This window comes from Winkia sp. C0117E2 (genome assembly GCF_056590455.1).
The window spans coordinates 21,601-37,195 of sequence record NZ_JBWPWD010000002.1 but is presented as its reverse complement, the minus strand read 5'-3'; the positions used below and the strand labels follow the sequence as shown (position 1 = coordinate 37,195).

The window sequence follows — 15,595 nt, the reverse complement described above, 5'->3', positions numbered from 1 at the left end:
GAAGAAACTACACTCGAGGGCGGGCTACTTGCTTTATCCCGAACGCAAGCGCGGCGAGCACTGCAAATGCCGCCGAGACAATGATGCCTCCCCAACCAGCTCCAATCATGGAGCCCGCATCCGAGAAATATAAACCGACGAGCATGGCAAGAAAGTGGCTTATGGCGTACGCAATTAGGACGGCAGCCACTCCGGAGGCAATCTTTGATCTTCTTCCGAAGATCAGGCACATTGCGATCTGCTGGGTGCACATCAGCGTGAATGTGAGCATGATTAGTCCGCACACCGGTATGGGCAAAGGTTCGCTCAGCAGCGGCTGACCATTGAGGGAGAGCCGCAGAGCGCTGATCGCCGCCCCTGGAAGCGCCAGCCTATATAGCACTACAAAAATGGTCCACATTACAGTCATTGCTAGGGTGTCCACGAGGTTTATCCAGAGCGTGGCTCTTCCCGCCTGCGAACCGGATACGCCAGCTATAGACCAAGCCCGCTGCGCGTTTTCGCCAACAGCTACGGCGTCGCTAATCACGATCATGACTCCCGCAAAAGAGGCACCCCCAATAAGAAAGGTTGGGAATCCTTCCAACTTGCCAATGCTGCGGGACAGCAAACCAATTACCAGACACAGAACGATGAAGAACACCGCCCCACCGATTCGCCATGCCAAAAATTTAGCTGACACGCGCCGCTTCATTAGGGCGTTACCTAGCTGAATACTATTTCGCATCGTGTTCCTCCCCCAAGGCCGGCTCAGTTGGTGTTGCAGGCCTGCTCTTGTCCTCGGTTAGCACCCGGAAAGTTTGCGCCAGATCGAGACCTTCCATCTGAATACCTGCCTGCTCGCAGTAGCGCCGCAACGATTCTGGCAACGCTCCGTCTACGGTAGCCTTCAGTAGTGAGCCCTGCTGCTGGCGCTCTAGCAGCCGAATTCCCGCCTCTTGCAGTTTCATCACGGCTTCGCGAGGGCCTAGCAATTCAGTGAAGGAGTCCAGCAAGGCATCGACTTCCCCAGCGAAGCGAACCTGGCCCCGCTCCAGAACAACCACTTGCCCTATCACCTGCTCGATTTCCGATATAAGGTGTGAAGACAGCACGAAGCCGCGTCCAGTTTGGCCGTTCAATCGAACGATTTGCTCGTACATCTTTTCGCGTGTGGGCTGATCCATTCCTAGGTGGATTTCGTCCAGCAGGGTAAGTTCTGCCCCGCTCGCTAGCGCCAGGCAGAGGGCGAACGTGGACTGCATGCCTTTTGAAGCCCGCCCAATAATGCGCGGCACGTCGATCCTGAAGTAATCGAGCAATTCTTCAAATAGGGCGCCAGACCAACTCGGACGCAGGCTGGCGACCTCTACTAGAATGCGCCCCGATGTGCCCTTATCCCAGTTCCCGCCATCTGCTACTAGACAGGTGTTTGCGCACGCCGAGGGCGAATGTGCGGGGTGACCATCTATCTGTACTTTCCCGGAGGACGGGAAAAGTTCGCCCCCGAGCAGTCGCATAAGTGTTGTTTTTCCAGAACCGTTTCGGCCCAGCAAACCGGTTATCTCTCCGGCATGGATCTGCAAGTCGACATCGGTTAGGGCTGGATCGCCCCTTCTATACTTCTTTCCCAGACCCGTGCAGGTCGCGCCTACGCTGTCTGTCATTTCTCGCCTCCCAAGTAGGTGCGGATAAGATCCAGCAATTGCGAATCGGAATATCCCAGCTTGCGTCCTCGCTCAAGGGCAGGAAGCAGCACCTCGTCCTTATAACCGGTGCGAAGGTTGCCCACTAGCTTCTTGTAAGCCCCACTGGCAACAAACATGCCTATGCCCCGCCGCTTTTCGACTAGCCCCTGTCGTGTCAGTTCGGCAAATGCCTTTTGAGCAGTGGCCGGGTTGATGCGGTAGGTGGCAGCATACTCGGTCGTGGACATCAGCTTGTCCCCGTCAGTTAGGGTGCGCGCAACTATCTGATCTTTGATGGAATCCGCAATCTGCCGGTAGATAGGGCCAGGGCCACTAAAGCTCTTCAACCTCACCCCTCCTGCCTATCGGTTCATTACTTAACTAATGAACCATACAACCAGGAGGGTGTCAACACCTGTGTATGTTTTAGCTGCGAACCTTGGGCATTCCTAGGGCGACCGGCCCCCGCCTCGGCGCGCCTCCGGCGCATGCACCGCAGGAAGGCGCTGCCGGTACCTCGTCTTGTGGCACCCCGGAAAAGTCCAGGGAGCCGTCAGCCATATGCGCCGCCGCGATCATCAGCTTGATGCGGTTTAGCTGATTGACCGCAGATGCACCCGGGTCATAATCGATCCCCACCAAGTTTGCCTCCGGGTAGCGTTTGCGCAGCGGCCTAAACATGCCCTTGCCTACGACGTGGTTGGGAAGGCATGCGAAAGGCTGTACACAGATGATGTTCGGGCATCCGTGTTCGATCATGTCGACCATTTCAGAAACTAGGTACCAGCCCTCACCTGCTTGATTCCCCTTGGAAGCAATATCGGTTGAGCGGGCTGCCATCTGCATAATTGGCGTGGGAGCGCTAAATTTTCCACCCGTGCGTGCAAAGGCTTTCCGAACCGGTGCCTGATAGAGCGCAAGCACCTTGAGCGCCAACTGCTTACCCCAGGTACTCTTCAGAGAATCGCCCATCACCTGGCGCTTCCAATCGTAGTCAGCGGCGGCGTACTCAAAGAACTGCAGCAAGCCAGGCAGCACGGCCTCGCACCCTTCGTCCTCGATCACGCGCACCGCATGGTTGTTAGCATCCGGGTGGAACTTCACCAAGATCTCGCCAACAATCCCCACCCTGGGTTTGCGCGGAATGTCGGCCAAAGGCAGATTGTCGAAGGCCCGCACGCACTCGCTCACTAGCTTTCGGAAAGAGCATTTGCCCAACCCATCTGCCCGCGAAGTGGCGAACCATTGGCGGGCTAATTTATCCCAGTGGCGGTACAGTTCCATGGCACTGCCGGGGCGCTTCTCGTAAGGACGCACGCGTAGCAGCATCTTCTGGATGGCATCACCCAAGGTGATCGCCTGAATAACCCGGTGCAGGGTCTTCTTGCCCAGTTCGAAGCCCGGGTGGGTTTCGACCTCTTGCAGCGAGGCGGCGAGCACGGGTACCTGTGCGAATCCTGCATCGCGCAGCCCCTTGCGCAGCAGCGCAGCATAGTTGGTGGCCCTACACATACCCCCTGTCTGCGAGATGGCCACCACGGTCTTGTCCGGATCCACTTTGCCGGAAACAAACTGGTCAATAAGCTGGCCAATGACCACCATTGCCGGATAGCACGAGTCGTTGTTCACGTACTTGAGGCCGGTCTCGATAGTGTCCGTGTCAGTATGTTCCAACAGTTTCACATTCAGCCCTGCGCGCTGCAGTACCGGTTCGGCTAGACGGAACTGGATCGGCGCCATCTGGGGTACCAGAATCTGGTAGCCCGCTTCGCGCATCTCTTTTGTGAACACCGCGTTCTGGTGCACATGCCCGGCCTTCTTGTGGTGGAAAGTCTCTACCGAGGCCGACCTGTCTGCCCGCTCCTTCGAAGCGGCATCTAGCGACCGCAAGCGGATCTTCGCGGCGCCCAGGTTCGAGACCTCATCGATCTTCAGCTGGGTGTATACGTCACCGCGTCCTTCCAGGATCTCTTGGACCTGTTCTGAGGTGATCGCATCCAACCCACACCCAAAGCTGGTTAGCTGCACGAGCTGCAGGTCAGGCTCATCTCCGACGCGCGCACCGGCCTCGTATAGACGAGAGTGATAGGACCATTGGTCGACCACCCGAAGGGGACGTTCTAGCCGAGCGTCAGCAACCGAATCCTCGGTCAGCACAGCCATGCCTAGACCGTTAATAACCTCGGGAATACCGTGGTTAATCTCTGGGTCCAGGTGGTAGGGCCGGCCCGCCAAGACGATGCCGCGCACCGAGTGCTCCCGCATCCACTCCAGGGTCTCTGCCCCCTTGTTGCGCACCTCCTCGCGCACCGCCTCAAGCTCTTCGAAACCAGCGGCCACTGCCGCCTTCGCTTCGGCCAGAGTCACGTTCCAATCCGCGAACGTGTCGACCAGCATCTGCTCCACCTTGGCGGGGTCACGCAAATTTACGAACGGGCTTATGAAGCGCACCCCGTCCTCTTCAAGGGACTCCATATTGCCGCGCAGCACCTCCGGGTAGGTGGCCACCACGGGACAGTTGAAAGAGTTGTCTGCCCTATCGCCCTTCACTGAGGTGTAGTTGACGCAGGGGTAAAAGATCGTCTTGATGCCCTTAGAGAGCAGCTGTTCGATGTGCCCGTGGGTCAATTTGGCCGGGTAGCAAACGTTTTCAGACGGGATGGAATCCATGCCCCGCTCAAACATGTCGTGGCTCGACCGGCCCGAAATCATGACTCTGAACCCCAGCGACGTAAGGATGGTAAACCACAGCGGGTAGTCCTCGTACATGCCTAGTACTCGGGGAATCCCAATATCGCCGCGGTGCGCCTTCTTCTCGGTCAGACGGCGGTAGCCAAATATTCGCTTGTACTTCCACTCATACAGATTCGGCAGATCGGATTTCTTCGGGCGCTTTTCTAAGGACGCACCGCGCTCACACCGGTTACCCGAAACGTGCCTTTCCCCATTCGAGAAAGTAGAGATGGTCATGTTGCAGTGGTTTTGGCAAAGCCGACAGGTCTTGCGGGTAGTAGTGACCTGAAAATCTTCCAGATCGCGCACTTGCGCCAGAGTGGATTCGCCCTGCCCGGTATCGTGTTCTTTAGCAATGAGGGCGGCGCCGTAAGCTCCCATGAGGCCGGCGATGTTTGGGCGAATTACTTCCCGCCCAGTCAGCAGTTCGAAGGCGCGCAGCACGGCATCGTTTAGGAAGGTTCCTCCCTGCACTACCACCTTGGGGCCGAGGTCGTCGGCGTCCTTCAACTTGATGACTTTGTACAGCGCGTTGCGCACTACCGAATAGGACAGCCCGGCTGCAATGGCGCCCACGTCAGCGCCCTCTTTTTGGGCCTGCTTCACCGAGGAATTCATAAACACGGTGCAGCGTGTGCCCAGGTCAACCGGGGCCTTAGAGGCCACTGCGGCAGCGGCAAATTCGCGCACGTCCTTGCCCATCGTGGCTGCAAAGGTCTGCAGGAAAGAGCCACACCCCGATGAGCACGCCTCATTTACCGAGATGGAATCCACTACCCCGTCGCGAATCTTCACGAATTTCATGTCCTGGCCGCCGATGTCCACCACCGAGGTGACTCCCGGGTTGATGTAGTTGGCGGCCTTGAAGTGCGCCATCGTTTCGACCTCGCCCTCTTCCAAAGTGAGCGCGGTCTTCACCAGTCCTTCGCCATACCCCGTGGAGCAGGCCCGCCCAATAACGGTTCCTTCAGGCAGTGCTGCTCGCACGTTGCGCACGATCTGCACTCCAGCTTTGACCGGGTCGCCCTCGTTGGAGGCGTAGTGGGTAAAAACAATGCGATCTAAAGAATCGATCACAACAGCTTTAATCGTGGTTGAACCGGCATCGATCCCCAGCCAGCAGCGTCCCGTAGCCTGCTCAGTCGGGATAGATTCAATCCGTTCACGGCCGTGGCGGTCAACAAATTCCGCCCGCTCTGCCTCGTCTTTGAACAGGGGCCGCATGAGGGCGGACTCGCCGCCCACCGGGGCGCTCTTTAGTCGGTCGATCAGATCAGTGAGCGGCTCTGGCAATGCCACGTTGCGGTTGGCGGGCCCTCCGGCTGCCAGCAGGGCAGAGCCGAGCGCCACGTAAAGCTGCGCGTCCTCGGGAGTAGTGAATTCTTCCACGTCGGGCAAGAGCTTGCGGTAGGCCTCACGCAGGTTAGGCATGAAGTGCAGCGGGCCGCCCAGCATCATGACGCGCCCCCGGATCGGCCGCCCGCAGGCAAGACCAGCAATAGTCTGCGTGGCTACCGCGGTGAACACCGAGGCTGCCAGGTCAGCATGGGCAGCGCCCTGATTGAGCAGTGGCTGCAAATCAGTTTTTGCAAACACCCCGCACCTAGAAGCGATTGGATATTCAGTTTTGGCGGCTCCGGCCAGTTCGTTCAGCCCCGCCGCGTCAGTTCCAAGGAGCGTTGCCATCTGGTCGATGAACGCGCCCGTTCCGCCCGCACACGTGCCATTCATTCGCTGTTCAGGGGTGGGGTGCAAGTAGGTGAGCTTGGCGTCCTCGCCCCCAAGTTCGATGATCACGTCTGTTTCGGGATGGTTTAGGCGCGTTGCCTCAGTTTCGGCAATGACCTCTTGCACGAAGGGAACATTCATGGCTTCGGCAACGCTTAACCCGCCCGAACCCGTAACCGCTAACTGTGCGGAGACTCCCGGCAGATCAGTAGTGATGTCTTCCAGCAACCGCACTAGTTCGTTGCGCACGTCAGCATTGTGCCTGCGGTAGTCGGCAAACAGCCGCTTGCCGTCCTCGTCTAGCACAACTGCCTTCACAGTAGTGGATCCAACGTCGACGCCCACCCGAACCAACTTGCTCATTCGCTCCCCCTTTGGTGCTTCTCGCAGACTAAACTGATTCCGAAGTAATTTCCACCACGTTGAAATTAGTCCGAAGCTAACGCGCCTCACCTGCAATGACAGCAATTTTAGGAGATGGAGCACAATGACGGCAAAGAAATTAAATTACGAACCCTCCCCCTGCGGAAAACGCGGCCCAAAGCATCCTCGGGGGCAAGTGCGCGCCGACATTCTTGCCGCCGCCCACAAGATCTTCGTCCGCTACCACTACCAGGAAGCGACCGTCCGCAAAATTGCTGCCGAGGCGGAAGTCGACCCCGGACTGATCAACTACTACTTCGGCACCAAGCAACGACTTTTTCGCGAAGCCATGGCATTGCCCGCTGACCCCGCCCGCATCATCCACGACATTCTTAGCCAGCAGTCTGCAGACCTGGGCAGGCACCTATCGAAACTGGCACTAGAGGCATGGGAACAAGCGGCCACCGCCGGCACCTTGTCCGCCCTCTTTTCGGCGCTGGTCACCGACGAGGAAACCCAGCGCATCTTCCGCAATTACTTTGCCACCGAGATCGTGCCCGTGATCAAGGAGTTCGCGGGGCGTGACGGTGCGCTAATAGCGCAGGTGGTAGGCGCTTACGGCGCCGGCCTAATCCTGCTGCGCTACGTAGTAAAGATGGAACCCATCGCCTCGATAAAACGCGAGGACCTGATGGAGATTCTACAACCGGTATTACGCGCCCTGGTAGCTGCGGGAGTAGGCACAACTTTGCGCCACCGTGCGTGAAAACGTGCGAGCACCAGCATTCCTTAGGCAAAATGGAGTAGTGAGCAACATTTCCATGCAGTTCAACAACCTTTACAACCACGGATTCGCGCGAGTGTGCGCAGTTACTTCCAGAATCTGGGCGGCCGATCCGGCCCGAAACGCCGAACAGATAGTGCAGATGGCCAAAAAGGCCTGCCAGGGCGGGGCCGCGCTGGTGGTGTTCCCAGAGCTGTGCGTTAGTGGCTACGCGCTCGACGACCTGTTCCACCAGGTAAGCCTTCTAGACGAGGTCGACGCCGCCCTCGAAACCATTGCCACTAAAACCCGCGACCTGGGCGCGCTGCTGCTGGTAGGTGCACCACTGCTTTATGAAGGGCGGGTTTACAACTGCTGCGTGGGCATCCAGCGGGGACGCATTCTTGCCGCCACCCCAAAGATGTATTTGGCCTCCTACGGCGAGTTCTACGAGAAGCGCTACTTTGCCGAAGGAGCCCGCGCGGGCGGGGACGGAATCGTGCAGATCGCGGACGACCTGGTGCCCTTCGGCAGGGTGCATTACGACTGCCTGGACGTCATTGGCTTTACCGTGTCCCCCGAAGTGTGCGAGGACGTGTGGGTACCTCTTCCACCTTCTACTTATGACGCGCTCAGCGGCGCCACCGTGATAGCTAATCTGTCTGGCAGCCCCATCACCGTGGGCCGGGCAAAAGATCGCGAGTTGATGGTAGCCTCCCAATCTGCCCGCGCCCAAGTTGCCTACGTTTACGCCGCCGCTGGCCTAGGCGAATCTTCTACGGACTTAGCCTGGGATGGGCAAACCATGATTTACGAGGCCGGAACGCAACTAGCCAGCGGCCCCCGCTTTAGCCGCGAGGACGTACTCACGTTCGCCGATGTCGATCTAGACCGGTTCGCTGCGGCTCGGATGCGTCAGTCTAGCTACGACGACTGCCGCGCTGCCACCCCCATGCTTGATGCCTTCGAACCAGTCCTAGTCGAATGGACTTTCGGCTTTGACCCCCAGCAGACAATTCCGCTGGAGCGGACTCTAGATAGGTTCCCGTTCGTTCCGGATGATCCGGAGCAGCTCGACCAGGATTGTTTCGAGGCCTATAACATCCAGGTTTCCGCCCTCGTGCGCCGAATGGAATCAATTGGCTCACCAAAGATCGTCATCGGCGTTTCTGGCGGCTTGGATTCTACGCACGCACTGATCGTGGCCGCACGGGCCATGGACCTTGTGGGCCGCCCTCGCACCGATATCCTTGCGTTCACCATGCCCGGCTTTGCCACTTCGGATCACACCAAGTCAAACGCCTACGCGCTAGGGAAGGCGCTGGGAGTTACTTTCGAGGAACTAGACATTAGGCCAACCGCACTGGGAATGTTGAAGGCCATGGGCCACCCCGCCGGGGCCGGCGAAGAGGTCTACGACGTGACCTTCGAAAACGTTCAGGCCGGCCTGCGCACAGATTTCTTATTCCGCATTGCCAACCAGCGGGGCGGCATTGTGCTGGGCACTGGCGACATGTCGGAACTGGCACTGGGATGGTGCACTTATGGCGTAGGCGACCAGATGTCGCACTACGTGATTAACTCGGGACTGCCTAAGACCATGATCCAACACGTCATTAGGTGGGTAATCGCGCAGGATATCTTCGGTGCCGATGCGGCGAAGGTACTTGATTCGATTCTAAATACCGAGATCAGCCCCGAATTAGTCCCTGCCAAAGAGGGCGAACAGATCCAGTCGACCCAGGCAAAGATCGGCCCGTACGAACTGCAGGATTTCAACCTGTACTACCTGACAAAGCGCGGTTACTTGCCCGCGAAGGTGGCTTTCATGAGTTGGAATGCGTGGGCAGACCGCGAGCGCGGCGAGTTTCCTGCCGGTTACCCGAATGAGGAGCGGCGCCAGTACGACTTGCAGACCATCCTGGATTGGGAGGAGCTGTTCATCAAACGCTTCTTTGCGAATCAGTTCAAGCGGTCGTGTGTGCCCAATGGTCCGAAGGTGATGGGAGGTGGTTCGCTGAGCCCGCGCGGGGATTGGCGGATGCCTTCAGATGCTAGCGCACAGGCGTGGCTAGCAGACCTGCAGTGGGTGCGCGAGGCTATATAACTAGTTCAACGTATGGGGCTAGTAGCCACAGCCCCACTGCGAAGACGGTAAGCACCGCTACGTCTACCCAGGCGCGCTTAGCGGCGAACCAGCGGGACCTCCCTGGGAAAATCCCGCGGTAGAACGCACCTATTGCGCACACTCCAGCCAGTATGCGAACTGCCAGCAGCACGTGTCCTAGGAGGGCCATTGCTACCACCGCGATAATGGCGGCAATGACCAGTCCTAGGATCACGAACGAGGACGTGCGGTGGGCCGGTTCGAGCGGGGTTGGATCCGTTCGAACTCGGCTTCGTGCTGCGTGCCTCAAATCTAGTTTCCTCAGTGTGCGAAGTGCCTTGTACCGGTGAAGTACATGGTGATGCCGGCAGCCTTGGCTGCTTCGATTACCTCGCCGTCGCGGATGGAGCCGCCCGGCTGGACGACGGCTTTGACGCCGGCGTCGATTAGCACCTGCAGTCCGTCGGCAAACGGGAAGAAGGCGTCAGAGGCGGCTACCGATCCGCGAGCGCGTTCTTCTGGTTTTTCTGCCAGTACTTCGTCTGCGCGGGCGCCGCCCGCACTGTCTACCTTGGCGGCGTCGCCGGTGGAGCGGGCGCCCAAAGTGTTGGCTCGTTCAATGGCGAGCTTTGCGGAGTCGACGCGGTTTACCTGCCCCATGCCAACGCCGACGGTGGCACCGTCCTTGGCTAGCAGCACCGCATTCGAGCGGACCGCCCGGATGGTACGCCATGCGAATTCGAGGTCGGCCAGGGTGGCTTCGTCGGCTGCCTCGCCTGCCGCCAGTTCCCAGTCTTCTGCCCGGTCACCCTTTGCATCCACGTCATCGCGGGCCTGAACTAGCAGACCGCCGGTGATCTGCTTGATTTCAGTTGCACCCCGCTCTGGAGGGGTGACCTGCAGGATGCGCAGGTTCTTCTTGGTGCGCAGTAGTTCGAGCGCGTCCTCTTCGAAGGACGGAGCCAGGACGACCTCGGTGAAGATCGGTTTTATCTGCTTGGCCAGTTCTAGGGTGACGGGGCGATTCACGGCGATGACGCCGCCATAAGCGGAAACCGGGTCACATGCGTGGGCCTTCCGGTGTGCCTCTGCCACGTCCTTGCCTACCGCGATGCCACAGGGGTTGGCGTGCTTTACCACCGCGACGCAGGGAGCATCCGGGTGATCGTAGGCGGCACGCAGAGCCGCGTCTGCATCGGAGTAGTTGTTGTAGCTCATCGGCTTGCCGCCCAAGGTGAGCGCATTGGCAATGCCGGGGGCCGGAGTAGATTCCGGGCCGCTCAGTTCTTCTTCGTCTACCAGTTCGTCCTCGTCCGCGCCGAAGATGGCCTCGATGTCTTCAGCTTCGGCCTCGACGTAGAGGGCGGCTTCCTGATGCGGGTTTTCGCCGTAGCGCAGGTCTGCGGCTTTCACGTAGAGCGGTTCCAGCAGCTCGGGTAGTGCCGAGGAGTCGCGGACTCCGGAATCTTCGTAGTCGGATTCGGAGGTGCCCTCGAAATCTTCATCCAGCAGCTGTTCGTCGAACCATTGGGACACTGCCACGTCGTAGGCGGCAGTGTGGGCGAAGGCATCGGCTGCTAGCTCTCGGCGCTGCCTACCGGTAAAACCGCCCTCTTGGACGGCCTGCACTACGTCCTCGTAACGGGACGGATCAGTAATGATGGCAACCGAGGCGTGGTTCTTCGCAGCCGCGCGCACCATTGAGGGACCGCCGATGTCGATCTGCTCGATGCACGCATCAAAATCTGCCCCGGACTGCACTGTCTCAGTGAAGGGGTAGAGGTTGCAAATAACCAGGTCAAACGCTTCCACGCCTAACTGGTCCAGTTCAGCGCAGTGGTCCTCCCGGCGGCGGTCGGCCAGGATGCCCGCATGGATGCGCGGGTGCAAAGTCTTGACCCGCCCGTTCAGACACTCGGGGAATTCGGTAATTTCGCTTACCTCGGTAACTTTTGCTCCGGCAGCGGCAATACGCTTAGCAGTGGAGCCCGTCGAAACGATCTGCACCCCCGCAGCGCTTAGCGCACCAACCAAATCTTCAAGTCCGCTCTTGTCGTAGACACTGATTAGAGCCCTCTTGATCGGAACTTTTGCTTCACCTTTAGTCGGGGTAGGTTGGGTGGCCACGCTGATTCCTTTCCGGATCGCCGCGATTTATTTATGAGCATCTACAGTTTAGCTATAACGAATGTAGTGGGCCATAATCGGATACACCGAGCATGCCCTATAAGGAGGAAAAATGAGTCTTGCCAGCACCGCTTCTTCACCTATTGGCAAGTTTTTACCCGAGCGGATCCTTCTGACCACCCCACTTAGCGAGCCACTAGCGCAGCCGCTACGTGACCATTTCGCCCAGGCCGAGGTTCGCTTCGTCCCGAATGCTGAACTAACTCCGGAAGATTTCCAGTGGGCGGACACCTGGGTAGGTTTCGATCTGCCTACCTGGCTTCCCACCGGAGAGGTGGCAGTAAAGTGGTTCCACTCCCAGTCAGACGGGGTAGATAAGTCTGCGCCGGTGCTAGCCCGTCTCGAGGGCGACTTCTTGCTAACCCACACCATTGGGGACATGCCCCGCCGGATCGGCGAATTCGTCCTAGCCTACCACCTGTGGCTTACCCGTGGCGGCGATCTGTTCCGCGCCAACGAACCTACCGGCACTTGGGACACTGATTTCTTCGATAACTACGTAGATCCCAGAAAGGCACGCGTGGTAGTAATCGGCACCGGACAGGTTGGGCGCGGCGTCGCTCGCATCCTGTCTGATTATGGGATCTCGTGCGAGGGGATTAATACCTCCGGGCGGGCTGTCTCGGAATTTGCTGCCTGCCACAGCATGGCCGACGCTTCCGCCAGCTTGGCGCAAGCCGACCTAGTAGTTTCGGCCCTTCCCCTTACACCTGCCACCGATCGCATGGTCTCAACTCAGATCGTCTCCCAGCTGCAGGGAGCAGTATTTATGAACGTCGGTCGCGGCCCCACAGTCGACGCGCAGGCAATCCGCGCAGGGCTCGAGGGCGGCAACCTAAAGAAGGCGGTTTTGGATGTGCACGAGGTAGAACCGCTCCCCCACTCCGACTGGCGGTGGACAGATCCACGAGTCTTCGTCACCCCGCACATCTCCGGCCCAGTCACCCAGAAGGATGTCTACGAGGCGATGTGTACCAGCGCTAAAGAGCTTGGCAACGGCCTACTACCCAGCTTGCGGGTGGATCCTAAACGCGGCTACTGAGTTCGCCAACTACCCGCACCAGCTGAGCCGTCTCGGCCTCCTTCAGGCGGGCAGTAAGTGTTTCCTCGCTGTCATCATCGCGTACAGGAACCGCAACCTGGGCGATGATCCGGCCCGTATCTACACCGGCGTCTACGTAGAAAATCGTAGCGCCGGTGATTTTTACCCCGTAGTCCAGAGCGTCGCGCACTCCGTGCATGCCGGGGAAGGACGGCAGCAAGGCGGGGTGAGTATTGATAACTTTCCCGGCAAATGCGGCTAAGAAAGTTTGCCCCACCAGTCGCATGAAGCCCGCGCACACGATCAGATCTGGCTCGAATTGCGCAACCGCATCCGTCAGTGCTCTGTCCCATTCTTCCCGGGAAGAATAGTCGGCAGGATTCACCTGGGCGGTGGCAATCCCTTTGGCCCACCGCAGCCCGGGAGCGTCCCTATCCGCCACCACGCCCACTATCTGCTCGCCATAAGCTTGCACGAGCGCTTTCAGATTGGAACCGGTGCCCGAGATCAGCACTACAATTCGCGTCATTTGTTGTCCTTCGGGATAGCTGTTGTAGGCGCATCAGGGTCGCCCTGGCCCTGGGCAATCAGGCGCAGGCGTTTCGGGGTAGGCGCGGCAGTACTGCCAGCTCGCGCCTCGTCGCCATCTTCCTGCCGGTGGCCCTTCGGGCTCTGTTCGGCCTCACCCGGCTCCCCGGCCGGGTCGGGATGGTCTTGTTCTTCGCCCTGCTCCCTACCAGCGGCTCCTTCACTGCGAGCGGGCTGGGCCTGGTCTTCGCCCTCGCCATTTTCTTGGGCCTGATCTTCCACCACTGTCAAGGTGGGCGTCTGCTTATCAGCTACAGGCTGCTTCTTGCTTACCAATCCGCTCACCTGCGAACGTCGAGTTGGGTCGGCAAAGAATGCGCCCAGCAGTAGCGGCATCAAGGCTGCCAGTAGGAACCACAGGGTCCAGCTACCAAGGTTTAGACCTACCTGTTCCATGCGGCCGACCCCCAAGCTACCTCGTGCAAACGCTGCCCACACGAACATCACCAGCGCAAAGATGCCGCCACCGGTTAGCAGATAGTCCACCTGATGCTTACTAGAATCGAACTTCTCGGTCCGAGCTAGTAAGAATCCGAGCAGAGCGAAGAAGAGCGCACTAAGCAACACGATCGCCACTCCAGGCGCCTTGGTCGGTAGCGCCCCGTAGGGAGGCAAGGCAGGAATGGGCAGGTGCGCTACCGAGAAGGGCGAGGAGGTAGCTCCTTGACCAGCCTGAAAACCAGCCCCCAGGCACCAAGACAGCGCCCAGCATGCCAAAGTCGGCACGTAACTTAGCCACAGCAGAGTGATGGTAATGGTCCCAACCACTCCCCCGGACAGGAGCGCATATATTCCCTTGACCCCACCGGCGTGAATCCCCAGTGCTACTGCCAAGAGCAGTACAGAAAGGCCGGCCACAATGGCCAATGTCTTAAAGGCGAACAGGATCCCGGCTCGCACCTGTGCCGGTGGGCGCAGCAGCGGCAGCAGCGCTATAGCGGAGGCAAGTAGTGCAATCAGGAGTGCACCCCCGAAGATCCTCAGGGTGGAGCTGCCCCCTGTCAGTAACGAAAGAACCAGCACGGTGGGGACGTATCCTAGCGCCAAGAAAGCGCGGGCCATGCCCGCTATCTCGCGTCGGGCCGCGAACGCCAACAAGGCAATCATCGCGACTGGGAGTGCAAGAGGGATCAGCGAGATGCTTCCCCCGCCAAATGCGAAAGATCCGCCATGGGCCAGTCGCCAAAAATCGGAGGCCGCCCATACCGCCTGCGTCCACTTCATTCCCTCTAGGTAGGGCGAACTGGACTGGCTGACGTAGTTCACCAACGCGATAGCCACCAGGGCAAGCCACCCCAAGAAGGCGTACTCGACCCCCACAAAGGCGGCTTTGGACCATCCCTCTGGGAGGCGAATAACAATCTCGGAGCGTGCTTTCTTAGTCATCGCTTCCATGTTGCCGCCTTTGGCCCACCTGTGCCGCCTCCCGCGCCGAAGGCGAGGCAAAAGTCCTCCGGCAGAAAGCTTCCCACGGACCAACTGGCCCGTGGGAAGGAGAAGCTACTAGGTTATGCCTGCACCTCGGCAGAACCGGTGAGGATCTGCCTGGCTAGCCGGGCAGTCTCGGACGGGGTCTTCCCTACCTTGACGCCAGCGGCCTCGAGCGCGCTCTTCTTTGCTTGGGCAGTGCCGGAAGATCCCGACACGATAGCGCCCGCGTGCCCCATGGTCTTGCCTTCGGGAGCAGTAAAGCCGGCAACATAACCGACTACCGGTTTGGAAACGTGTTCCTTGATGTACTCAGCGGCGCGTTCTTCAGCATCGCCACCAATCTCGCCGATCATAACAATCAGTTCGGTGTCGGGATCTGCTTCGAAGGCAGCCAGGGCATCAATATGAGTGGTTCCCACTACCGGGTCGCCACCAATACCGATGCAGGTGGTAAAGCCCAAATCGCGCAATTCGTACATCAGCTGGTAGGTCAAAGTGCCAGATTTGGACACCAGCCCTAGCCTTCCAGGACCAGTAATGTCAGCAGGGGTAATGCCCGCATTAGACTTGGCGGGGCTGATAATGCCCGGGCAGTTCGGGCCAATGATGCGGCTGCCCTTTTCGAGGGCGTAGTTCACGAACTCGGTCGAGTCCTGGACCGGGATTCCCTCGGTAATGACGACGATCAGTTCCATGGCCGCATCTACGGCCTCGAGCACGGCCCCCTTGGCGAATGCCGGCGGCACGAAGATTACTGACACGTTTGCCCCGGTGCGTTCCTTCGCCTGCGCAACAGTTCCGAAGACTGGAACTTCGACCTCGCCCTCAGGAGTGTCGAAGGACAGGTTGGTGCCTGCTTTCTTCGGGTTAGTGCCGCCTACGATCTGGGTACCCGCAGCCAACATGCGGGCGGTGTGTTTGCGCCCCTCGGACCCAGTAATGCCCTGCACGATCACCCGGGAGGTCTCATCCAAAAATACTGCCAT

General features: G+C 59.1%; 12 protein-coding genes. 3 read left to right on the top strand and 9 right to left on the bottom strand.

Annotation, left to right across the window (positions count from 1 at the left end):
* Window positions 1–7: 7 nt before the first annotated feature.
* The 4 genes from AC1EKG_RS02560 to AC1EKG_RS02545 form a co-directional block, all read right to left on the bottom strand.
* Window positions 8–727 (bottom strand): hypothetical protein, encoded by a 720-nt coding sequence (locus AC1EKG_RS02560; RefSeq protein ID WP_004805610.1) that lies wholly within the window; start codon window positions 725–727, stop codon window positions 8–10.
* Entirely contained in the window at window positions 717–1,646 is a 930-nt protein-coding gene (locus AC1EKG_RS02555) for an ATP-binding cassette domain-containing protein (RefSeq protein WP_004805608.1), read from the bottom strand. Before AC1EKG_RS02555 ends, AC1EKG_RS02560 begins: the two co-directional genes overlap by 11 nt.
* A complete protein-coding gene (locus tag AC1EKG_RS02550) occupies window positions 1,643–2,014 on the bottom strand; it encodes a GntR family transcriptional regulator (protein WP_004805606.1) in 372 nt (123 codons plus the stop codon). Before AC1EKG_RS02550 ends, AC1EKG_RS02555 begins: the two co-directional genes overlap by 4 nt.
* A 79-nt stretch (window positions 2,015–2,093) precedes the next feature.
* Window positions 2,094–6,491: an acyl-CoA dehydratase activase-related protein gene (locus AC1EKG_RS02545; protein WP_004805603.1), complete on the bottom strand. Its 4,398-nt coding sequence runs from the start codon at window positions 6,489–6,491 to the stop codon at window positions 2,094–2,096.
* 196 nt (window positions 6,492–6,687) lie between these two features.
* On the opposite strand from AC1EKG_RS02545, the gene AC1EKG_RS02540 reads away from it, so the two are divergent.
* Both AC1EKG_RS02540 and AC1EKG_RS02535 read left to right on the top strand, forming a co-directional pair.
* Window positions 6,688–7,257 (top strand): TetR/AcrR family transcriptional regulator, encoded by a 570-nt coding sequence (locus AC1EKG_RS02540; RefSeq protein ID WP_176744644.1) that lies wholly within the window; start codon window positions 6,688–6,690, stop codon window positions 7,255–7,257.
* A gap of 55 nt (window positions 7,258–7,312) precedes the next feature.
* A complete protein-coding gene (locus AC1EKG_RS02535; RefSeq protein WP_004805599.1) occupies window positions 7,313–9,361 on the top strand; it encodes an NAD(+) synthase in 2,049 nt (682 codons plus the stop codon).
* On the opposite strand, the gene AC1EKG_RS02530 is transcribed toward AC1EKG_RS02535, so the two are convergent.
* Window positions 9,354–9,671 (bottom strand): hypothetical protein, encoded by a 318-nt coding sequence (locus AC1EKG_RS02530; protein ID WP_004805597.1) that lies wholly within the window; start codon window positions 9,669–9,671, stop codon window positions 9,354–9,356. The two genes, AC1EKG_RS02535 and AC1EKG_RS02530, sit on opposite strands and share 8 nt — an antisense overlap.
* An 11-nt stretch (window positions 9,672–9,682) precedes the next feature.
* Entirely contained in the window at window positions 9,683–11,488 is a 1,806-nt protein-coding gene (purH, locus tag AC1EKG_RS02525; protein ID WP_004805595.1) for a bifunctional phosphoribosylaminoimidazolecarboxamide formyltransferase/IMP cyclohydrolase, read from the bottom strand.
* Between the two features lie 112 nt (window positions 11,489–11,600).
* Here purH and AC1EKG_RS02520 point away from each other — a divergent pair, with 112 nt between their 5' ends.
* Complete coding sequence (locus tag AC1EKG_RS02520; RefSeq protein WP_004805593.1) at window positions 11,601–12,590, top strand: NAD(P)-dependent oxidoreductase; 990 nt, start codon at window positions 11,601–11,603, stop codon at window positions 12,588–12,590.
* On the opposite strand, the gene purN is transcribed toward AC1EKG_RS02520, so the two are convergent.
* From purN to sucD, 3 genes are all read right to left on the bottom strand, one after another.
* Window positions 12,574–13,119 carry a phosphoribosylglycinamide formyltransferase gene (purN, locus tag AC1EKG_RS02515; protein WP_004805592.1) on the bottom strand — a complete coding sequence of 182 codons (546 nt, stop codon included), beginning with the start codon at window positions 13,117–13,119 and terminating at the stop codon, window positions 12,574–12,576. The two genes, AC1EKG_RS02520 and purN, sit on opposite strands and share 17 nt — an antisense overlap.
* Window positions 13,116–14,564: a cell division protein PerM gene (locus tag AC1EKG_RS02510; RefSeq protein ID WP_155855894.1), complete on the bottom strand. Its 1,449-nt coding sequence runs from the start codon at window positions 14,562–14,564 to the stop codon at window positions 13,116–13,118. The genes purN and AC1EKG_RS02510 overlap by 4 nt, the downstream gene beginning before the upstream one ends.
* Window positions 14,565–14,686: 122 nt before the next feature.
* Complete coding sequence (gene sucD, locus AC1EKG_RS02505) at window positions 14,687–15,595, bottom strand: succinate--CoA ligase subunit alpha (protein WP_004805588.1); 909 nt, start codon at window positions 15,593–15,595, stop codon at window positions 14,687–14,689.